Genomic DNA, 20,588 nt, shown 5'->3' with positions numbered 1-20,588 from the left:
AAATGAATGAATCATGTGGTACGAGCCCAATCGTGGGGTTTCGATTCACACTGAGCCCGATGACAGACGACTTCGTCGGGACAATCAAAGGTGCACTAAAACGAACGGATCTATCAGGCGTGTGGCGCCATACGGATGACGTGTCGACGGTCATCCGTGGGCGAGCCGAGCATGTATTTGACGTCGCCCGAACAGTTTTGAGTCTTGCCTCAGAGGAAGGAAAGCATGTTTCGATGAGCGGAACGTTCTCTGTCGGTTGTCCAGGAGATTCAACGGGAGATGAGGCACTCGAGGCTCCGAGCGAACCATCAAACGGTGCATCAAGAGACCAGTATGTGTCTTCGCAGTTCGCACTCTATCCGATGGGTGCTGACAATTACATGGAACTCATCTATGAAGAAATCGAGCAAGCAAAACAGGCTGGTGTCTATAACGAGTCGATGCATTATGCATCAGGCATCCATGGGAACTTAGATGACGTGTTCTCGTACTATGAGGCGGCTTTTAAGCGGACGCGCGAAAAGAACCGACATGTTGTCATGACGGTGACGTTCAGTGTAAATAGTCCGTCACATGGAGGGCGACATGCTTAAATCGTGGAAATTGAAAGAAGTCGTCCTTGTCTCCGTATTATCTGTTGTCTTCGCGGTCGTCTATTTATTGTTCGTTCATATCGGTAACTTGTGGGCAGGGTTGATCGGTCCCATCGCCTACGAGTGGATCTTTGGCATCTGGTTTATCGTATCGATTATCTCGGCATACATCATTCGCAAACCGGGGGCGGCATTCATCTCAGAAGTGATGGCCGCGACGATTGAGATGTTGATTGGGAATGCCATTGGGCCACGCATCATCTTGGTCGGCATCGTTCAAGGTTTAGGGGCAGAAGCCGTCTTTGCGATGACGGGCTACAGACGTTATGAGCTATGGGTACTCATGCTTGCCGGATTTGGGTCGGCTGTCACGAGTTTCGTCTATACATATTTCATGAGTGGGTTCGCGATGTTAGAGCCAGGTTATGTGGCGACGATGCTCGGACTTCGAGCTGTCAGTGGGATGGTTATCGCAGGAATCGGAGGAAAGTTACTTAGTGATTTGTTGCTAAAGACAGGTTCCCTTCGCGGCTATGCGATTTCACGAAGTGGGAACGTCCATGGTTGAGACCGAATCACTCCACTTTCAATTCCCAGAGAGTTTAGATGCGATTCTTGAAGATGTCACCGTATCGATCCGACCAGGTCGTACGATGTTAAGTGGGGCGAGCGGGAGCGGGAAGTCGACCTTTCTTGCGTTATGCAACCGTCTCTTCCCCGAGAATTGTGACGGCATTCTCCAAGGTAGACTCGAACTACTTGGACGATCATACGACGACTATGCACCTGGCGAGATCAATCAGCGGGTCGGGACGGTGTTTCAAGACCCGGATACGCAATTTGTCATGGAGCGGGTGGATGAAGAACTGATCTTCACACTTGAGAACTTGTCGACACCTGTCTCAGACATCGAACAACGCGTGACGGAAATCCTCGAATCGTTACAGTTGAGTGATTATCGAAACCGAAAAATCGATTCGTTGTCAGGCGGACAGAAACAGCGGATTGCTGTTGCGTGCGCTCTAGTCGGAAGACCGGAATGGCTACTGCTCGATGAACCGTTGACTCATCTTGACCCGGTGACCGCGTACGAATTTGTGGAATGGCTCGATCGAGTGACAGGACTGAACGTCATCGTCGTTGAACATCGTCCTCACCTATGGGGTGATTACTTTGACTGGCATATTGAATTAGAGCGAGGGCGTATCGTTCGGAATGAATCCTTTTGCCCGGTCGATGACTTTGCATTTATAAAGTCAAACGCTTCGCTAAAAAATCCTTATCACTACACAATTGAAGAGGTCAGACGTGATTCATTTCAGCTGAAAAGATCGGAGCTTCATGTCCGAGCAGGAGAAGTGATTGCCATACTTGGTCCGAATGGGAGCGGGAAGTCCACGTTTTTAAGAAGCTTAACGGAACATGACCGACGGGTTGGGCTCGTACCGCAATCGCCGGAACATTTATTTTTCATGAATTCTGTCGAAAGTGAGTTACAGTTTGGTCATGAAGATTCGATTGAGAGCGTTTTATCTGACATGTCGCTTCTTGATCAGCGACATCTCCATCCGTTATCCCTCAGTCACGGACAAAAACGGAGGCTCGCAGTTGCAATCCAGTCGCTATCGAACAAACAGTTGCTCGCATTCGATGAACCGACAGCGGGTCAAGACGAACCGTCATTGCATGCGCTCGAGCTGTTGATGAAGCGACATGCTGAAATGGGTCGAACGATTCTATTCGTGACCCACGACTTGTCGTTCGCCCGCATCGCCAACACGTTTTATTTGATGAAGGACGGGGAACTTTCAGGACCATTTAAAGATGAACTCTGGCAGGACACGGAGACACTTCGTCATTATCGGTTGCAAGGGAGGAGAGCGCGATGTCACTCCATGACATGAATCCGACGGTGAAATTTCTAACATTGACGTTCGTCATGTTCGGTCTCGCATTGTTTTACAATCCATGGACCCCGCTCGTGATCATAGTAGGGACGGTACTGATTCAATGGATGGCAACCAATGTCTCATGGAAAAGATGGCTACTTTTCTTGATCCCTTTTCTCATCACGGCGCTCGGAACGTTTTGGACAACGCTCGTTTTCGGAAAAGACCTCGGGGGAGAGACATGGGTGACCATTCTGAGTCAGGAAGTCACAATTGAGGAGAGGGATGTCGCGATTGCCCTCAGCCTTCGCGTATTGGCGTTCACGGTCCTCTCGCTTCTTTTCATGTTGACGACGGATTCAAAGCGGTTCGTCATGAGTCTGATGCAACAGGCGAAGTTGTCACCGACAATCGCCTATAGCACGCTCGTCGGGTTCCGTTTCATTCCTCTTTTACAACGGGAACTGCAACAACTTCAATATGCACATCGCCTACGGGGTGTCCCACTCGATACGAGATGGGAACGTCTACGGCACGTACCGAAATTACTGTTGCCACTCCTTGCCGGATCGATTCGAAGAGCGGAGCGTGTCGCCTTCTCGATGGAAGCGAGAGGGTTTACAGGCGGAAAACGGACGATTTATGACAGGGTTGAAGTCAAATCAAGTGATTTTATATGGTCAGGTGTCTTTTTCGCGTTGTTTGGATTTGCCATCTGGGCAGGAATATAAAAAACGAATGGCCGCCCCCTTTGGCGGCCATTCGTGCGGCTCGTCCCACGGCGCCCCGACTCCTGCAGGAAAGCAATCCGATGGAGACCCAGCAGCGACTTGAGTCGCGATGCGGCTCCGGGATTGCCTGCGGAAAGCGTGGGCGCCGAAAGGACGAGTACGAACATGTTATTTGTCAACAAGCTGTGACGACTCACTCGGAGTCGTCTTTTTTTGTTTCTTTTACGATTCGAAACTTTGGTTTGATCGATTCATTGTTGAACGCCTCGAGCACTGTGTTCTCGTTGGCCATACGGATCTGTTGTGGTTCACCTTTGGCCGTCGTACCAATGCAGTACATGTTTGACTCGTAATCGGCAAAGAGCGACTTATAGGATGTCGCATGGTGCATCAATCGACCAGGTGAACCCCAACCGACGATGATCATGCCATTGCTTGCTGCTACCTCTTGCAACGTCTCTTCGACATAGTGATAGTTTGTCTCGTCGAGTTGTGATTCCACATACGGAAGATTATCATTGATGGCAAGTGTCGGCACAAGGCTGATGACACGCATCTCCCGAATCGGCTGTGACAAATGATTTTGCATCAACATATAGGCACGTTGCGTTGTCGTACCTGATAAGAAAGCATCGCTCATTCGCGGTGAATAAATGATGACGGCACAAATGACCCCGTCTTCCACATCCGTGAACTCATACGTTCGCATATAGCGTTTTGTTTTATCTTCATTGAAGATTGATTTTACGCGGATGGTTACTTCTTCTACATGCGTATTCATTTCCATTCCTCACTTTTTCATGTAAGCATCAGCCGAGTGTTTTGAACCACTCGATGTATCGAATCGTATAATAGGCGACATGTTGACTGATTGTGTCCCGTTCTTCAGGGATGTACGTCACGTTTGTTTCGTAATTTTCATAGTATGTCATAACATCGTTAACATACTGCTCACTCCGGTTGTACTCGAAGATAGCATTTCGAATAGATGTGGTAGAATCCGTTTTCTTCCCACCGTGTTCACTTAAATAATATGCCGCGGTATGTGCGGAATCAATAAGACTATGTGGGTCTGCTTTCCCGTCTCCATTCCCGTCACGACCGAGACCACCGTACTGGTCGATCAATGCAAGGTCTGTCAAATCGACTTCGTCTTCTGGGACGTCACCTTTTTGGTCATCCGTATCATATTCCCAACCGAGCCAAGTACGAGGCATGAATTGGAATGGTCCGATCGCACCAACGGATGAGCGCATGGAAGAACTGTGAGAGAAAATCGTCTCGACGCGATGTACGGCGGCAAGCAAATGCCAGTCCACATCGTATGCGTCAGCAGCGTCCTGATAGACAGCGATGTGAGCGTTCGGTACGCCATGCTCACCATAATAGGTTCGATACAATCCATTGTTTACTTTATCGTGTTGACCGAGCCAGCCGATTGCCCCGAGCAAAAGCACGAGCACAATGATAAAACCGGTCAATCGCAGCATCATACGTTTCAAGATACCGCCTCCTAGCTTTTAGACAATACCCGAATAGTGTAGCATATAGCTAAGAGTAAGGACAGGAGTGGATATGGATGCTCGAACGATTGATTTTTACAGCAATTATTGGATACATGTTGATTGTCCAAATCTTCAACGCAAAATTGATCCGTCCATTGATTGAGACGAAGGGACGGGCGTGGGTGTACGATCAAACCGTAAAATCAGCATGGGGACTGACCTTGTTGATTGTCGCCCTCATATTTTTATTTCAAGTACCGCCATCCGAAGTCGGTTTGACATTTGCGCCAGAAACGGGCAACGAACAGGCGTGGCAAGTCTTTTTCCTATCATGTATCCTCGTTGCATTTACGCTCGTCTTTTATTTATTGGTCAAGACCTCATCAAAACTTCGTCGAGCATTGCGTCCTTATTATGAGCTCGATTTAGAAAAACTGCTCCTGCCAAGAACGAAGAATGAGGAGCAGGCATGGAGCGCCGTCTCGGTCACGGCCGGCGTGACAGAAGAGTTTATTTTCAGAGGAGTGCTCTTGTACACAATCTCCCTCTATATAGAAGTACCGAATCTGACACTTGCCTTGATCGGAGGTGCCCTGTTCGGTATGGCACATGCTTATCAAGGGATCAAAGGTGTCGTTACGACAGGCATTGTCGGTTTCGGTCTCGGTCTCTTATATCTAGGGATGGGTGTCCTGTGGCCGGTCATGGTCTTGCATGCACTGCTTGACTTGATTGCTGGACCAATCCATGTCGACGTAAAAAACGATTGACCGCGTCTTCATATGCAGGCGCGTCTTTGATCATACAATCCGTATGTTCCGCCCCGTCAATCAATAGCAAATCATTTTGCCGGTTCAGAGCGTTCATCTCGACTGACATCCACGTTGGGACGAAATCATCTTTTGATCCGTGTACGAATAAGATCGGGGTCGTCGTTTCGGTGACGGCCTTTTTCGGTTGTACTTGCTTCATCGTGAACCCGGCACGTGACCATAGGAAATAATTGATGCCGGGAAGGAAAAGTTCTGCCGGTATCCGGTGTAACTCCTTCAACTGGTATCGCATCAGGTGACCCATATCGTCAAACGGACATTCTGCGATGACGAAATCGACATCTGTGAGAGGGGTCGTCTGAAGGACCGTCGCGGCACCCATCGAGACTCCGTGAAGACCAATTTGGTCGACCGATTCATTTATTTTCAACCATTCGATCCAATCAATCATATCGATTTTTTCATGATATCCGTAAGAAGCATAAATCCCTTCGGATTCCCCATGAGACCTCAAATCGACAGCGAGCAAGTTATAACCGAGGCGATGGAACATGGCAAGATGAGGAGCCATGAAACTATGAGAAGCGGTATACCCATGAACGAATACAATCCACTTCGTCGATGCGTCATTTCGATAAATCCGTCCGTAGAGTCGATAATCGTCCCTCGACTGAATCGAGACGTGCTCGAACGGGACATCATGATAGAAGGCGCGATCCTCTTCTGTGTACGGAGCGAGTAACATCTCCGGTGTTTTCCGTTTCCCTCGAGTCATCCGTTTGAAGGCATAGTAGCTGATTGCGTAATAACTTGTGAAAAGTGAAGCTAATCCGATTTGCCATTTCCGTTGCATAATACCGACTCCTTTCACCGTTATTGTACCCGAAATGAAGACAAATCGTCCTATTTTCATACATGAGAAGAACGCATACGCACAATAACTCCTTAGGTTGGATAACATATATTCACTCGTTTTAGATGTGAGCCAACGCTATGATTAGTAAACAATATACAAGGGAGTGGGAATTACGATGGAGCGAACGGATATCTTTCGAATGATTCAAAGCATATTGAGCAATCCAAACGGCACACTTGATCGGGGAGTAACTTTTAAGTGGACAAGCGATGGAAACATACGAGTCGTCGGACTCGTGTTTGATTTGTTGCTAGACCGCTATTTTTTACACAACAAAACGAGTCTATCCACCGAGGTACAGGAAATCGCAATGTCAACCGGATGTAGACCAGAAGAGGTCGTCCGGGCGTTTGCCTGTCTCTCGGGGATTCGACTCGAATCCAATCATATAGTGGAGCGGTTCATGGTGATCGAAGAAGCGATGATCTCTCGAAGCGGAGAAATCGGAGTCAACGTACGTTTCGGCGGTTGGCTCACGTATCAGCTCCAACAAATCTGTCAGCATGAGAAGATACTTAGTTTCTAATCTCGGTCAGCGTGCCATCAATGACGCGTAAGACACGGTCACACACATCAAGCATTCGCTCGTCGTGCGTGATGACGACAACGCTGCGCCCTTTACGATGTGCCTGTTGTGACAGTAATTCCATCACTCGCCGTCCGTTCTCATAATCCAGGCTCGCCGTTGGCTCATCTGCCAGAATCAGTCGTGGAGAATTGACCAAAGCTCTTGCAACGGCAACTCTTTGTTTTTCTCCTCCTGACAGTGTCATCGGGAGATGATGCAGCCGAGGTTCTAATCCGAGCTCTTGTAACAGTTCTTTAGCATCGACATTCCTGTTTTCTTGAATGAGTTCGAGTTGCTCGAGCACCGTCAAATAGGGAATGAGATGAGCCTGTTGAAATACGAACCCGACCTCATGAAGTCTTAGAAGACGCCGTTGTTCCTCATCTAAATCAGACACGTCTCGTTCATTCAGCAAGAATGTTCCATGTTCCGGTTTACGAAGCAGTCCGAGAATGTATAACAATGTGCTTTTCCCACTACCACTTGGGCCGACAATGGCGATACATTCTCCCGGAGACACGTTTAAATTGATATTGTTTAAAACGAGTTGACCATCGAATTGATGGGATACGTGTTGTAGTCTCATGATGCTTTTCCTCCTATGATTTCAATTGCGTCAACTTGGCGAAGTTTCCAAAGGGGGAGCAACGCGCCAAGAATCGATAAGATGATGAACATGAAGCCGAATCGTAAAACGTGACCGATGTCGACGATAAACGGCATGGACGACGGAATCACTATATCAGCGATGTACATAATCCCGATAGACGTAACAACAGCGGATGAAACGATTACGATGACCTGAAAGAGCAAAGCTTGCCCGATGATACGAGGTGACAGACCAATCGCTTTTAAAATACCGAGTTCCGGTAGTTTTTGTAAGGTGAACAAATAGAAAAAAGCAGTCAAAATAAATGTACCGATTACGAGTAGGAATGCTCGCATCATCGTAAAGGTACTCTGTTCGGCACTATAGCCAGGAACGGACTCGATGAGCTCCTGTTGACTCATCATGAGCGTATCGGATGCTGAGTGATTTGTACCAATTTCAGCAGATACATATGGGCGTTGTTCAGAATATCGTAAATAGTCGAACCACGTTTCATTCGTCGTGTAGAGAACAGGTCCATGACTGTATCTTCCGATTGACTCACCGGCGATTGTAAAGTCATATTCCGACACGAAGTCTGTCAAAACATCACCTGCTCGAAGGTTCTCAGAAAGACTAGAATCGTACAGGACTTCTCCTTTTTGTAGATGATCGACTGGGCCGATATCGCTTCCTTTTGGAAGAGCAAACAGTGTCACCTCTTCCTTTTTTCCATTCAGCGTGATTGTGAGGGGACGTACACTCATCGTCGCGATAGAAGAATCGGCAGGGACGTCTAAGAAGGACCGCGTCAACTGTCCATCCGAATCCTTGTCTAATCGATACGTCGAAGCGTTTAATTCGTGCAGGGCAGAGCCATTATCGTATGCGAGTCCGTCGGCAAGCCCAGTGATCAAAGTTGTCAACATAACAATCAAAAGTGTAATCACAAAGAGCATGGAAAACTTTCGTTTTTGTCTCCACATCTCTTTCCATCCTAATTGCATAAAAAAACCTCCTTCAAGTTCTTATGAAGGAAGTGTAATCGTTTAATATGAACAGAATATGAACAGCTTCAAAAATGAAGATGAATCGTCGTCCCTTTTCCTTTTGTGGATTCGAGCGTGATCTGCCCACCGTGTAAGGCGATGATGTCTGAAGTGATGGCAAGACCTAAACCGGTTCCTTGACTCGACCTCGCGACGTCGCCTCTGAAGAATCGGTCGAACAAATGTCGTTTCGTCTCTTCATCCATTCCGATCCCTTCATCGGTAAAGGAAACGGTGATACGTGGGTCGGTGGAGCAGGTGATACGAATCGTTCCGCCCTCGTGAGAGGCGTGAACGGCATTCACCAATAGATTGTTCCATACTTGGGCAAGAAGGACCGGGTCACTTTTTAGTATGATGTCGGTCGGGATATCGGTCATGACGGCGAGTCCTTTTTGGTCGAGCAGAAAAGCATTCATTTGTATGACCTCTGAGATGGATTGAAGGACGTTCACATCTGAATCAAAGGAAGGCGGCTGTTCGTCTAAACGTGATAAGAGTAAGAGTTGTTTGGTCAATTGAGATAAACGTCTCGTTTCCTGTTCAATGACGCGAGCGTATTCATTCGAGACACCATCGGTACGTTCTGCCAGTTTCTCGGCATAACCGACGAGTGATGTCAAAGGCGATTGAAATTCATGAGAGACGTTCGACACGAACCGACGTTGGCGTGCCTCAGTCTGATTGATGACAGTTGTCATCTCTTGAAACTGTCTCGCTAACGTTCCGATTTCATCTTTTCGCTCGATAGGCAGATGTTTCGGCTCCTGTCGCATCGCCACGTCCGTTGTCGCTGTAGTGAGCGTTTTTAAAGGCCGGATGAGTGAACGTGTCGAAATCGCGATCAAGCCGAACGCAAGGATTGTTACGAGCGCGAAGAACATGCCGACAAAAAGGTGAAGCTCTCGGATCTGGGCACTTAAATCCGGACGAATGAAAACGACGTCCCCGTTTTCGAGGGTCATTCCGTACGTATTTGTCAACTCGTTATCGAAAAGGCCTAATAAGAACAAGTGAAACGGAAAATCACGCATTCCTTGATAAGCGCTACCTTCACGGACGGATGCAATCACTTCTTCAGGAATCGACTCATCTCGAAATTCCCCACCGTAGCGAGAGCGCATATTGGTTGAATCAATCACGACCAATTGGTAGCCCGTTGCAGCTAAAAACGTATAAAAAGCCTCTTCATCCGCATCTGTATGTTCAGCAAAATAAGTCGATGCCTCGTTTGCAACCGATTCGGTCTTCTCACTATATGAGGGTTGCCACCACGTATAATATGCGACATTACTGATGAGGAGAGAGATTGCGCCAGAGACAAGTAAAATGAAAAACATGGTGAGGATGATTCGAGTATAGAGCGTCTTCATTTCACTACCTCGAACGAATAGCCGACGCCACGAACCGTTCGAATAGAGAGTGCAGGATGATCGAATCTGTGTCGAAGTCGTTTGATGTGCACATCGACGGTACGTTCGTCGCCTTCAAAGTCATAACCCCAGACAAGTTCAATCAATTCCTCACGGCGATATACTCTTCCTGGAAATGAAGCCAACTGAAACAATAACTCGAATTCCTTTTTTGGAAGATAGAACATTTTGCCTTCCAGTTTCACCTCATACTCTTTTAAATCCAACTGAAGCGGGCCTGCCTGAATGCGCGAAGCGGACGAACGTTCATAGCGCCGGGATACGGCTTGCAGTCGAAATAATAACTCCTCCGGGATGAACGGTTTTGTCATATAGTCATCTGCCCCGTGTTCAAAACCTTGACGCTTATCCTCCCATTCGCCGAGCGCGGTCAGTAAGATGACTGGAATATCGAATGCGCTTTTTAGACGGCGACACAACTCTCGACCATCTATGCCAGGGAGCATGATATCAATGATTGCCGCATCGATTGGCTGGCTCATGTATAGTTCCTCTCCTGTCTTGCCGTTGGTCGCAATCAAGACATCATGCCCGGCTTCTTCAAACGTCTCTTTCACGAGTCGTAAAATGGAAGAGTCGTCTTCCACGATGAGTAAACGCATGTTGATCAATCCTTTCCTTCGGACTCCGTACGCGAAACGAGGTGACCCTTTAAGAGCCACCTCGAGTCCATTTAGTTCAATTGCTTCGTCATCTCTTGATGCAAGGCGCGAAGCGCACGGATGAAAGCGTCTTTGAAGTATTTATCCTCTTGGGTTTCTAGTGTTTGTACCGCTTTTTGATCACCTGTCGTTGCTTTTACGAGCAGATTCACGACTGTTCCCCAACGCTTGACGTGTTCTGGTCTTGGGTGATTGAGGGCGGTTGTCAGCGTGAACCAATACGGTTGGTCACGTCGTTGCAGAGTGGCAATCATTTGTTTTGCAAGAAGTGCCTCTTCTTCGGAAGGGAGTGTTGCCGTTGCGAACCAACCAAGTAGCGAGGCACTCATCGATTCGAGTTCCTGCTTCATTGATTGTTCCATCGGCAAACGTCCGAAATCTGTGACGTTCACAAACACCAGGCGGTCTTTCGGGTCGATATGGGTGACCCATCCGGTGATGACTTTCAACTTGTCCCGTTCCTTTGACTGTGCTTTACACGTATAACCCTGTTGTTTTCCGATGTAGATTCGGAACTGCCCCCGATCGACATGTTTATCCACTTTGAATTCAATGTCTTGTCCCACTTGAAACGGTTGATTTCGCTTATTCAAAGTCTGTCCTTTTTTCAACTCAGGTCGTTTTGAAATATGACGCAATGCTTCTTGCTCGGTTCGATCATCCAATGTCCAAAGATTGTGAGGGGTCACATTCTTGAAGCGATGGCGTCGTACAAAAATGTATTGATCGAGCGCATCAATCGCGTCTGGGGAAGCGAGCGTTCCATTCAAATAGTCATCAGCGATGTCGCGTAACGTGAGGGATTCGAGACGATCGATATATCCGGCGTATGGAATCGTTTCGACAACGTATAAAGCAGTCGCAATCAATTCACTTTCGCGAGGGGTCAACGGTCGTTTGGCCATGGTGCACTTCCTCTCTAGATTCATACGATTAGTATAACAAAAACAATGCAATCGGTGCGAATTCGACCGAGATTTGGAAAATCATGAGGAATGGACAGGATTCCCACAACGCATCACGAATAGTAACTTGTAGAGAATCGGATGAAGGAATGAAAAGTGAGGTGAGGCGATGAAACTCTCCATCGAACCAGGTGATTATGTTGTCTTGATTGAAATCAATAAAGAAGTCTTAAAATGTGTCTCACTCGAAGAAGCGGATCAGGCAGACCGAATCAGATACGAATTAGTCGGACGGATGAGTGAACGGCTACCAGCTGAAGTCATCGTACCGTCCATCATCGACTATATTCGCTTTGGAAGTGGGTATATTGGAGATCGTATCGTCTGGGATGCGGAAACGGAGTCTTTTTTTTGTCAACAGTTCGAGACAATCGAGGGCTCACCGCTCGGAGAAGATTTGGAAGGATTCCGACCTGACCCGAGTCGAGTCGAACTAGCACGGTACTATACGTACTTGACTATTGGACGGATTGTCGAATATGAGATGTTACATCCTGATGAACCGAGCTATTGGTAAACTTTTCGACAACTTTTTATTCAAAAAAAGGGAAATCTAATCCAAAGTTTGAGATAATGAAATCACTTTATCAGTTTGGAATGGAGCGGAAGGAATGAAAAAGATTGCCCTTTTGACAGCGATTGCGCTTTTACTACCTGCAGGAGTGGACGCAGCGAAACCTGTCGTGCTAGAAAAGCATGGATACGTGGTCTCGGAGCCACGGATCACGAATCAATATTACGTTCATCAAATTGGAACCGATTTGGCTTGGAGTAAAACGAGAGGTGCATCAGATATTGTCGTGGCTCTCATCGATTCATCCGCGGATCGTAACCATACAGATTTAAAGAATGTGCCTCGTGTCGTCAATTCGATGAAGGGTCCCTACAGTGCGGATACACACGGGACTCATACTGCCGGAATCATGGCAGGGAAACATAACCGGTTTGGGATTGCAGGACTTGCTCCAAACGTACGTTACCATTTTTATAATGTGTTTTATGGAAGAAACTCAGAATATACAGACTCATGGACGGTTGCAAAAGCAGTTGATACGGCGGTAGCGAAAGGCGCGACAATCATTAATCTCTCTTTAGGTGGAGATGACTATGATAGTCGGTTAGCTGCTTCCATCAAACGAGCGAGAGCAAAAGGTGTCATCGTTGTCGCGTCCTCAGGGAATGATGGGGCGAACCAAACATCATTTCCGGCAAACATGAAAGAAGTGATTGCTGTTGGTGCGATTGATTCGCGTCATCGTGTCGCTGACTTTAGCAATATGGATGGCAATGTGAAAATCGTCGCCCCAGGCGTGAACATCCTCTCGCTCGGGGTCAATAATCGTTTCATCTATATGGACGGTACCTCTATGGCCGCCCCGATGGTCAGCGCAAGTCTCGCGCTTGTCAAATCGATCAACCCATATTTAACTCCGGATGAAGTAGATGCCTTAATCGCAAAAATGCCACGCTCTCAAGGAAAGGTTTATACAGAGTTGAATACGTTGAAGTTACTTGAGGCGACGCCGCGTCCTCTATCACTTTCTGCAGATTCTTTATGGAAACAACGATATATTACGGATGTGAAACTAGATGTCATGCAACGTCCGACGATCAAAACGACTTACGGATTGTATATGGGCAGTAAAAAAATTAAAACGTTAAGTCCAAACTCGAATTTCACGATGTTTGCTTACGGGGATTGGTTACCGAGCGGTCAATATCGACTTGTCGCCCAAATGACGGATGGAAAATACAAACGTTCTACGAGTAAGACGATTGAATATATCAATACGGTTAAAACAGCGGTCTCTGTCAATGCCACAGATGCTCAGACGTTCTCTTTACAGACGACTCGGAAAGGGGTTGTCACTGTCCTCGATTCTGAAGGGAACACCATGTATGAAGCCCTTCATATCGCCGGAACGTTCCCGGTAAGGGGAGATACGACGAAACCGTTAACAGTGATTTTGAAGCCGACAGATGTGCGTGAAAAAGTAGTTTCGTCAACTTACGAACCTCCTGTGATTGAGGAAGAGCCGCCAGTTGCCGAGTCACTGTAAATAAAAAAGCCGTCTCCTCCGAAAGGAGAGGCGGCTGATTTTATTTAACTCTTGGTGATGGCTTCTCCACACCAACGGATACTCGCTTCTAGTACATTTCCTTGGTCGTCAATATGCTCAAAACTGAGTTTACCATCGCGGATAATCTCGCATAATCCGACTCGAACCCGATCGCTCCAAGCGCGACGTGTTTCATGGGATTCATCGAACACCGGAATCGCGTCTGGGAAACGCTCTTCTAGGTGTGCTAAATTATGATGGTCAAAATGATAAGGTCGCTTTGAGAGTTCGTTCGGTGCTTTAATATCGAACGGTTCAAACCCTCGGACGAGACGATTATTTCGGTAGAAGGCGAACACGCCGTTGTTCGGGTGGAGCACTTTAATGTCATCGATTTCTATTACATAGGTTAGACGTTGAATCCAACCGTTTTTTGCATCTTGATGCATCAAAATCCCTCCTTATTCAATGAACACGCCTTATTTTAGCGCTGACTGAACGTAAAATCAAGTTTCGAATTTAAGTTGTCAATCATTGAAATTTCCGCTACAATGGTTGAAGTGACTATGAGGTCTGGACAATCGCGGGATGCAAGTCTTGAGGAAAGTCCATGCTCGCACAGCCTGTGATGGCTGTAGTGATCGTGCTACACGAAAAGATAAGTGTAGGCAACGCAAGTTGACGGCAGAAGAAATACCTAAGTCTACGGATATGGTATACGCTTCTTGAAAGTGCCACAGTGACGGAGTCTGATCGGAAACGTTCAGAGTGGAACGAGGTAAACCCCACGAGCGAGAAACCCAAACTATGGTAGGGGAACTTCCAGACCGGAACCGAACGGGACGGAGGGCGCCGACGTGCGCAGATAGATGATTGTCACTCCATCGTGCCAGGGAAACCGCTATGAGCACCGGAGTACAGAACATGGCTTACAGGACAACATAGTCTCAACTGACAATGACAAGGAGTTCAAGCACATATACTTGAGCTCCTTTTTTCATGATTTTTTTACAACTTACAGAATCAATGAGAGAATTTAATGTAGAAAGAAGGCGATTGCAGATGGCAAAACGTAAACTGATTGCGACGGCAGCGATGGGAATCGAGGCGCTCGTTGCAAAAGAAGTGAGAGATTTAGGATATACATGTGAAGTGGAGAACGGTCGAGTGTATATCGATGCAGAGATGGAGGACATCCCACGTCTGAATATGTGGTTGCGTACGGCAGACCGGGTCAAACTCGTCGTAGCGGAATTCAAGGCGACAACGTTCACAGAACTTTTCGACGGGGTCGTGGCTTTGCCATGGACAGACCTCATGCCGTGGGATGCTGCGTTCACGGTTGACGGTCGATCGGTCAAATCGAAATTGTTCTCAATCCGAGACTGTCAAAAGATCACGGAGAAAGCGATCGTTGAAGCGATGCAACGCGGCTATCATAAGGAAGGGGAATGGTTGCCGAAATCAGGTGCGAAATTCCCAATCGAAGTCGCATTGTTGAAAGACGTAGCGACAATCACAATCGATACGTCAGGTCCGCTTCACCGTCGTGGGTACCGTGAGCTTCATTCACAGGCACCGCTGAAAGAGACGATGGCGGCAGCGATGATTCAACTGACGAACTGGCGCCCGGATATGCCGTTTTATGATGTATTTACGGGATCAGGGACACTTGCGATCGAGGCGGCGATGATCGGCCGGAACATCGCTCCGGGGATCAACCGTGAATACTTCGCACAGGACTGGACATGTATCCCGAAAAAAGCGTGGTATGCTGCGATTAATGAAGCGAATGAGAAGGCGGAATGGGATAAACCGCTTAAAATCTACGGGATCGACCTCGACCCGCGCATGGTGAAACTCGCGAAAGATAACGCCGAACTCGCTGACGTACGTGATGCGATCACGTTCGTGCATAGCGACGCGGCTGCCTTAAAGCCGAAAGAAGAGTACGGTGTCATCATCGGTAACCCGCCATACGGGGAACGACTGCAGTCAGAAGAAGAAATCATCGACTTGTATGAACGGATTGGAGCGCAATATGCGAAATATCCTGGTTACAGCGTCTACATGTTGACGAGTTACGAAGATTTTGAGAAGGCGTACGGTCGTCCGGCGACGAAACGTCGAAAGTTGTACAACGGGAATATCGAGACCCAATACTACCAATTCTTTGGGAAACGTCGTCCACGACCAGATCGTGACACGTCATCAAAACCTGAATAAGAGATCGAATGACCGTTCTAGTGAGCGGTCATTTTTTCTCGTTCCCCTAAAACCAACTCAGTTGTTTCATCATTGGGCGAACAGGTTATACATATCATATGTATAATAAGAGGGGGACATAGGATGCAAAAGTATACGGTCGAATACCAGTTACATGCGAAAGAGCAGAATACCCGAACGGTCGAGGTAGAGATGGATCGGGTGCCAGACTTGAATAACCAAGAAGAATTAAACGCTGCCTACCAAATCGTTTCGGACGCCATTCGGGAACCGATTACAAGTTTTGAGATTGTATCCATTACATGAGCCCGGGGCAATTGCTTCGGGCTTTCTACATATGACTTAAAGGAGTGGACAGATTGAATATTTTAGTAGTAGGACTTGGTGATGTGGCTAAAAAGGCGTATCTCCCTGTGTATGCCGGCTTGAAAGGTATTGGTGTGTATCTCGTGTCAAGGAGTGAAGAGAAGTTGAACGACATCGTATCGACGTATCGTTTCGAAGGAGCATATACGGACCTTCAGGACGTTTTGATGACTCAAATTGATGCTGTCATGATTCATTCGACGACAGCGGTTCATTACGAGCAAGCCAAGTATTGTCTAGAGCAAGGAAAGCATGTCTTCATTGACAAACCGATCACGTTTACACTTGAAGAGACGGAGCGACTTGTCGCATTGGCGAAAGAGAAAGGCGTCCATCTCGTCACGGGCTTCAATCGTCGATTCGCGACGGCCACTCAGGCGTTGAAACAAGTCGAGCAAAAGAATATGGTGTTCATTCAAAAAAATAGAACGTATAAACCGGCCACACTGCGAGAATTCGTCATCGAGGATTTTGTACATGTCGTCGATACATTACGTTATTTAACGGACCTTCAACCTGTCGAACGATTGCGTGTCACTCCACGTTACGACGGGGACGTATTGAAACAAGTCATGATTCACTTCACTGCAGGTGGAATCGAAGCAATCGGTTGGATGAACCGAGATAACGGCTGCACCGAAGAAGTGATGGAGGTCATGTCTCCGTCAGTGAAACGAGTCACGCGTGACGTCGAACGGATTATGGAATACGGGGTCGATGGGATGACGGAATGGTCGCTAGACCCTTGGGAGTCAAATTTGAAGCGTCGAGGTTTCATCGACTTGATTGAAGATTTTGTGAAACTGTTAAAAGGGGAACCGAACAGGTCGGTTGTTGCTGAAGATAGTCTAGAGACGCATCGACTATGTGAAGAGATTCTTGAGGCCGTGCAATGAACGGGCTGTTTCTCGCAGATTCAGAGCGGGTAAAAACCCGATAAAAGGAGGCGATTTCGTTGGATATCCGTGAACTGATTATGCAAATCAATGACTATTTATGGTCGTACCTTCTCATCTTCGTATTGATAGCAGGAGGACTTTATTTTACGATTCGGATGGGGTTCGTCCAGTTTCGGATGCTACCTGAGATGTTCAAGTTACTATTTGTGAAAGGTCTTAAACACGAGAAAGGTCAGGTCTCTTCTTTCCAGGCGTTCGCCATTGGAACGGCGGCACGTGTCGGTACGGGAAACATAGCCGGTGTATCGACCGCAATCGCACTAGGAGGTCCTGGTGCCGTGTTCTGGATGTGGCTCATTGCCCTGATTGGAGCGGCATCGGCGTTTGTTGAAAGTACGCTCGCCCAAGTATATAAAGTGCACGACGGCAAGGCGTGGCGCGGTGGACCGGCCTACTACATCGAACGAGCGCTCGGAGAACGCTGGCTTGGGATTGTATTTGCGATTTTGATTACGTTTGCGTTCGGTTTCGCGTTCAATTCGGTACAGGCAAACACAATCGCCCTTTCGGTCAATAATGTGTTTGAGATCGACACGGTATGGGTCGGGTTGATTTTGTCGGTTGTCACCGCTATCGTCATCTTTGGTGGGATTCGTTCGATTTCAACGTTATCAGGAATCATCGTCCCGGTCATGGCTGGGGGATATATTCTGCTCGCCATCTGGGTCGTGCTGACAAATCTCGATGTCGTACCTCAAGTCTTTTCGGCGATCTTCTCTGAAGGCGTACTCAGTTTCCAACAATTGTTCGGTGGAGCGGTCGGAGCGGCAGTCCTTCAAGGGATTCGACGAGGGCTGTTCTCGAACGAGGCTGGGATGGGATCTGCGCCAAACGCGGCAGCTACGGCTGAAGTGAGTCATCCGGTCAAACAAGGATTGATTCAATCGCTCAGCGTATTTGTGGACACGTTGTTCATCTGTACGGCAACGGCGATGATTGTTTTGATCTCAGGCGTAGAAGGGTCTGAGTCGTTCCAAGGGATTGAGCTTGCCCAAGAGGCACTTCTCGTTGAAATCGGTCCGATTGCGACGACGCTTATGACAATCGCGATTCTCCTCTTCGCCTTCAGTTCCATTTTGGCCAACTACTATTACGGAGAAACAAATATTGAATTCATCTCGGAAAAGAAACGCTATCTGATAATCTATCGAATTGCAGTAATTGGAATGGTCATGTTTGGTTCAGTTCGGTCGGCTGGATTAGTCTGGTCCATCGCTGATATCTTTATGGGCCTTATGGCGCTCGTCAACATGTATGCGATCTTCCGACTAAGTAAAGTCGCTAAGACGTTACTCGATGACTATATGGCGCAAAAGAAAGAAGGGCGAGACCCGGAATTCTTCAAAGAAGGGGTCGACATTCCCGGAAAAGAGCACATCGAAGCATGGGAAGCGAAAAAAGAAGAAATCAGTTAAATCGAGATACGAGAGTGCTTCCGAAAAGGGAAGCCTCTTTGTCTTTTCAATTTATTTATTTCAAATACCGCATTTTAATTATATTTAATGAAAGAAGAGAGTAATTATGAAACAAGTTTTGAAGACAATCGTCAAGCGTTTCTTTACAGAACGCTTTTTTGATCAAGCGGCTATGTTGGCCTATTATTTCATTCTATCCACGTTCCCGTTCTTATTATTCGTTTTAGGGATTGTTGGCTTATTACCATTCACGAGCGGGGATGTGATTCAAGCGTTATCGCTCATCATGCCTGAAGCTAGCTATCGACTTTTAGAAGGAAATATTGAGGCGATTTTCGACAACTCTAAACTGAAATTGGCATCATTCAGCATTTTGCCCGCTCTTTGGATCTCTTCAATCGCCGTACAGTCATTGGTCCGTGCTTTGAATGATGCTTACCGAGCAGTCCGAAATAAAGCATTTTGGAGAGGGGTCTTACAAGATATTGCGATTACATTGGCACTTATGTTCGTACTGCCGTTTTCATTACTCGTACCGGTAATTGAGACGGCACTTCGAGAAGTGTCTTCTTACATCTTGTTCATCGATGAAATTGTCACGACCTATGCTCAAATCTGGTTTTACTTCAGATGGATTGTTGGGACGGGTCTACTCTTTACGGTATTCATCTTCGTCTATAAATGGTTGCCAAGTATATCAGGTACATTTAAGAATAGCTGGGCCGGTGCTGCATTTGCGACTGTGGGAATTTTAATCGTATCTAACGTATTCAGTTACTACTCGCAGTTTGCGAACTATGAACAGTTCTACGGTCAACTTGGGGCCTTCATTGTCTTATTAATATGGTTTTACCTTGCAGCTTCCGTCATTTTGCTCGGCGGACTCTTGAATGCGACATTAATCGAAAGGAAAGAAAAAACTTCATTAGACGTGTAATTGCTAGTTATCATTTAAAAGAATAGGGAATGGTAACGTAAGGTCACATCATCTAAGCGGAGGTGGGAAACATGGATATGCAACGGCTCGTACACAATCGTCGTTTCATCGATCAATCATTGTTTTACCTCGCCTTACACCTGTGGAAATGGGTTCTTCTGTTACCTGTCTTATTCTACCTCGACGTATCGTTTCGACATTCGCCATTCTCTGAGTTTCTGATCGTTAGTATCATCCTGTATCTCATGTTTCGGGTGATACAATACGTCATCGCCAGCCGTGCTTCTTTCATGGAATTGGTTGAGTTCGGCTATTCAGTTTTATCACTCGTTCTCGTCTTTTCATTTTTAATGGAAATCGGTGCACCACCGGTCGCCATAGCCATCATTGGCGCAGCATACCTGAGCCATCCGATGCTTGCATTGCATCATTATCAAAATTTCTCTGAACGAAAATGGCTGAATAAGCAATTTCAATTGTTTAGCCCGATGTTGCGCCAAGGAGAGGTACCTGTTCACGTCCTCGTATTGACGGAAGATGAAATAGTGATTACTGTAGAGAGTGGAAAAGAGTTTACGTACCGTCATATTTATTGGGGCGGTTTTTATGTAGAAAATGCTTCTTAAAAGGTGGTTACTCCGTTGTTTAGTGGATTCGACAATATCATTGTCATTTTGTTCTGGATTGCGACATTCATTGCGTTCTTCAAAGGAGCGTATGACATGTGGCGTGAATATCGAACGACGAAAGAAAAATCAGTGTTATACTATCTAATCGCGATGATCATCACATGGTTCTGGTTTAACCCATATGAATTGATGGCACTCCATCCGTTCGTATTGATGGCGTATTATTGGAATCGAAATAAATGGATGCGTAACGCTATGCTCGTATTAGTACTCGTTCCATTCGTGATTCGTGTCTGGTTAATCGCAGCAACGATGTAAAGCAA

Annotated in this window: 24 protein-coding genes and 1 other RNA gene; 16 read left to right on the top strand and 9 right to left on the bottom strand. The window is 46.8% G+C overall.

Going from position 1 to position 20,588, the window contains the following annotated elements:
* Positions 1-2 precede the first annotated feature (2 nt).
* From KNO75_RS04320 to KNO75_RS04305, 4 genes are read left to right on the top strand one after another with little or no spacing between them, the layout of a single operon-like run.
* Complete coding sequence (locus KNO75_RS04320; protein ID WP_214819995.1) at positions 3-593, top strand: YkoF family thiamine/hydroxymethylpyrimidine-binding protein; 591 nt, start codon at positions 3-5, stop codon at positions 591-593.
* Complete coding sequence (locus KNO75_RS04315) at positions 586-1,161, top strand: ECF transporter S component (RefSeq protein WP_214819993.1); 576 nt, start codon at positions 586-588, stop codon at positions 1,159-1,161. The genes KNO75_RS04320 and KNO75_RS04315 overlap by 8 nt, the downstream gene beginning before the upstream one ends.
* Positions 1,154-2,497 carry an ABC transporter ATP-binding protein gene (locus KNO75_RS04310; protein WP_214819991.1) on the top strand — a complete coding sequence of 448 codons (1,344 nt, stop codon included), beginning with the start codon at positions 1,154-1,156 and terminating at the stop codon, positions 2,495-2,497. Before KNO75_RS04315 ends, KNO75_RS04310 begins: the two co-directional genes overlap by 8 nt.
* The gene (locus KNO75_RS04305; protein WP_214819989.1) at positions 2,479-3,213 is read left to right on the top strand and encodes an energy-coupling factor transporter transmembrane component T family protein; all 735 of its coding nucleotides are present in this window, start codon (positions 2,479-2,481) and stop codon (positions 3,211-3,213) included. The genes KNO75_RS04310 and KNO75_RS04305 overlap by 19 nt, the downstream gene beginning before the upstream one ends.
* Positions 3,214-3,406: 193 nt before the next feature.
* On the opposite strand, the gene KNO75_RS04300 is transcribed toward KNO75_RS04305, so the two are convergent.
* A complete protein-coding gene (locus tag KNO75_RS04300; RefSeq protein ID WP_214787884.1) occupies positions 3,407-3,994 on the bottom strand; it encodes a DUF1643 domain-containing protein in 588 nt (195 codons plus the stop codon).
* Between the two features lie 28 nt (positions 3,995-4,022).
* On the bottom strand, positions 4,023-4,706 hold the full coding sequence (locus tag KNO75_RS04295) for a lytic transglycosylase domain-containing protein (protein WP_251126120.1): 684 nt from the start codon (positions 4,704-4,706) through the stop codon (positions 4,023-4,025).
* 86 nt (positions 4,707-4,792) lie between these two features.
* On the opposite strand from KNO75_RS04295, the gene KNO75_RS04290 reads away from it, so the two are divergent.
* Positions 4,793-5,488 carry a CPBP family intramembrane glutamic endopeptidase gene (locus KNO75_RS04290; RefSeq protein WP_214817678.1) on the top strand — a complete coding sequence of 232 codons (696 nt, stop codon included), beginning with the start codon at positions 4,793-4,795 and terminating at the stop codon, positions 5,486-5,488.
* Here the strand turns inward: KNO75_RS04290 and KNO75_RS04285 are convergent.
* Positions 5,421-6,344, bottom strand: a complete 924-nt coding sequence (locus KNO75_RS04285) for an alpha/beta hydrolase (RefSeq protein ID WP_214787893.1) — start codon at positions 6,342-6,344, stop codon at positions 5,421-5,423. The genes KNO75_RS04290 and KNO75_RS04285 overlap by 68 nt on opposite strands.
* Before the next feature lie 178 nt (positions 6,345-6,522).
* On the opposite strand from KNO75_RS04285, the gene KNO75_RS04280 reads away from it, so the two are divergent.
* Entirely contained in the window at positions 6,523-6,933 is a 411-nt protein-coding gene (locus KNO75_RS04280) for a hypothetical protein (protein ID WP_214819987.1), read from the top strand.
* On the opposite strand, the gene KNO75_RS04275 is transcribed toward KNO75_RS04280, so the two are convergent.
* From KNO75_RS04275 to KNO75_RS04255, 5 genes are all read right to left on the bottom strand, one after another.
* Positions 6,923-7,561 carry an ABC transporter ATP-binding protein gene (locus KNO75_RS04275; RefSeq protein WP_214819985.1) on the bottom strand — a complete coding sequence of 213 codons (639 nt, stop codon included), beginning with the start codon at positions 7,559-7,561 and terminating at the stop codon, positions 6,923-6,925. The genes KNO75_RS04280 and KNO75_RS04275 overlap by 11 nt on opposite strands.
* Complete coding sequence (locus tag KNO75_RS04270; protein ID WP_214794901.1) at positions 7,558-8,571, bottom strand: FtsX-like permease family protein; 1,014 nt, start codon at positions 8,569-8,571, stop codon at positions 7,558-7,560. Before KNO75_RS04270 ends, KNO75_RS04275 begins: the two co-directional genes overlap by 4 nt.
* A gap of 68 nt (positions 8,572-8,639) precedes the next feature.
* Positions 8,640-9,986, bottom strand: coding sequence for a sensor histidine kinase (locus tag KNO75_RS04265; RefSeq protein ID WP_214819983.1), 1,347 nt, complete (start codon positions 9,984-9,986; stop codon positions 8,640-8,642).
* Complete coding sequence (locus KNO75_RS04260; protein WP_214819981.1) at positions 9,983-10,648, bottom strand: response regulator transcription factor; 666 nt, start codon at positions 10,646-10,648, stop codon at positions 9,983-9,985. The genes KNO75_RS04265 and KNO75_RS04260 overlap by 4 nt, the downstream gene beginning before the upstream one ends.
* Positions 10,649-10,719: 71 nt before the next feature.
* Positions 10,720-11,613, bottom strand: coding sequence for a hypothetical protein (locus KNO75_RS04255; protein ID WP_214819979.1), 894 nt, complete (start codon positions 11,611-11,613; stop codon positions 10,720-10,722).
* A gap of 169 nt (positions 11,614-11,782) precedes the next feature.
* Between KNO75_RS04255 and KNO75_RS04250 the strand changes: the two genes are divergently transcribed.
* Both KNO75_RS04250 and KNO75_RS04245 read left to right on the top strand, forming a co-directional pair.
* Positions 11,783-12,190, top strand: coding sequence for a type III PLP-dependent enzyme domain-containing protein (locus tag KNO75_RS04250; protein ID WP_214787908.1), 408 nt, complete (start codon positions 11,783-11,785; stop codon positions 12,188-12,190).
* A gap of 94 nt (positions 12,191-12,284) precedes the next feature.
* Positions 12,285-13,733: a S8 family peptidase gene (locus KNO75_RS04245; RefSeq protein WP_214817663.1), complete on the top strand. Its 1,449-nt coding sequence runs from the start codon at positions 12,285-12,287 to the stop codon at positions 13,731-13,733.
* A 44-nt stretch (positions 13,734-13,777) separates the two neighbouring features.
* Here the strand turns inward: KNO75_RS04245 and KNO75_RS04240 are convergent, their stop codons facing one another.
* Positions 13,778-14,182: a hypothetical protein gene (locus KNO75_RS04240; RefSeq protein WP_214817661.1), complete on the bottom strand. Its 405-nt coding sequence runs from the start codon at positions 14,180-14,182 to the stop codon at positions 13,778-13,780.
* 120 nt (positions 14,183-14,302) lie between these two features.
* Between KNO75_RS04240 and rnpB the strand changes: the two genes are divergently transcribed.
* The 8 genes from rnpB (at position 14,303) to KNO75_RS04200 (ending at position 20,583) form a co-directional block, all read left to right on the top strand.
* Positions 14,303-14,670: RNase P RNA component class B (gene rnpB / locus KNO75_RS04235), an RNA gene on the top strand.
* Between the two features lie 125 nt (positions 14,671-14,795).
* Entirely contained in the window at positions 14,796-15,959 is a 1,164-nt protein-coding gene (locus tag KNO75_RS04230) for a THUMP domain-containing class I SAM-dependent RNA methyltransferase (RefSeq protein ID WP_214794918.1), read from the top strand.
* Between the two features lie 123 nt (positions 15,960-16,082).
* Positions 16,083-16,265 carry a hypothetical protein gene (locus KNO75_RS04225; RefSeq protein WP_074034388.1) on the top strand — a complete coding sequence of 61 codons (183 nt, stop codon included), beginning with the start codon at positions 16,083-16,085 and terminating at the stop codon, positions 16,263-16,265.
* Between the two features lie 53 nt (positions 16,266-16,318).
* Complete coding sequence (locus KNO75_RS04220; protein ID WP_214819978.1) at positions 16,319-17,221, top strand: Gfo/Idh/MocA family protein; 903 nt, start codon at positions 16,319-16,321, stop codon at positions 17,219-17,221.
* 59 nt (positions 17,222-17,280) lie between these two features.
* Positions 17,281-18,699, top strand: a complete 1,419-nt coding sequence (locus KNO75_RS04215; protein WP_214819976.1) for an alanine/glycine:cation symporter family protein — start codon at positions 17,281-17,283, stop codon at positions 18,697-18,699.
* A 106-nt stretch (positions 18,700-18,805) separates the two neighbouring features.
* Entirely contained in the window at positions 18,806-19,636 is an 831-nt protein-coding gene (locus KNO75_RS04210) for a YihY/virulence factor BrkB family protein (RefSeq protein ID WP_214819974.1), read from the top strand.
* A gap of 71 nt (positions 19,637-19,707) precedes the next feature.
* On the top strand, positions 19,708-20,262 hold the full coding sequence (locus KNO75_RS04205) for a hypothetical protein (RefSeq protein ID WP_214787960.1): 555 nt from the start codon (positions 19,708-19,710) through the stop codon (positions 20,260-20,262).
* Between the two features lie 15 nt (positions 20,263-20,277).
* Entirely contained in the window at positions 20,278-20,583 is a 306-nt protein-coding gene (locus tag KNO75_RS04200; protein WP_251126041.1) for a hypothetical protein, read from the top strand.
* Positions 20,584-20,588 lie beyond the last annotated feature (5 nt).

The organism is Exiguobacterium sp. s35 (assembly GCF_018617535.1).
Lineage (GTDB): Bacteria > Bacillota > Bacilli > Exiguobacteriales > Exiguobacteriaceae > Exiguobacterium > Exiguobacterium aestuarii.
This window is presented reverse-complemented; position numbering and strand designations above follow the sequence as displayed.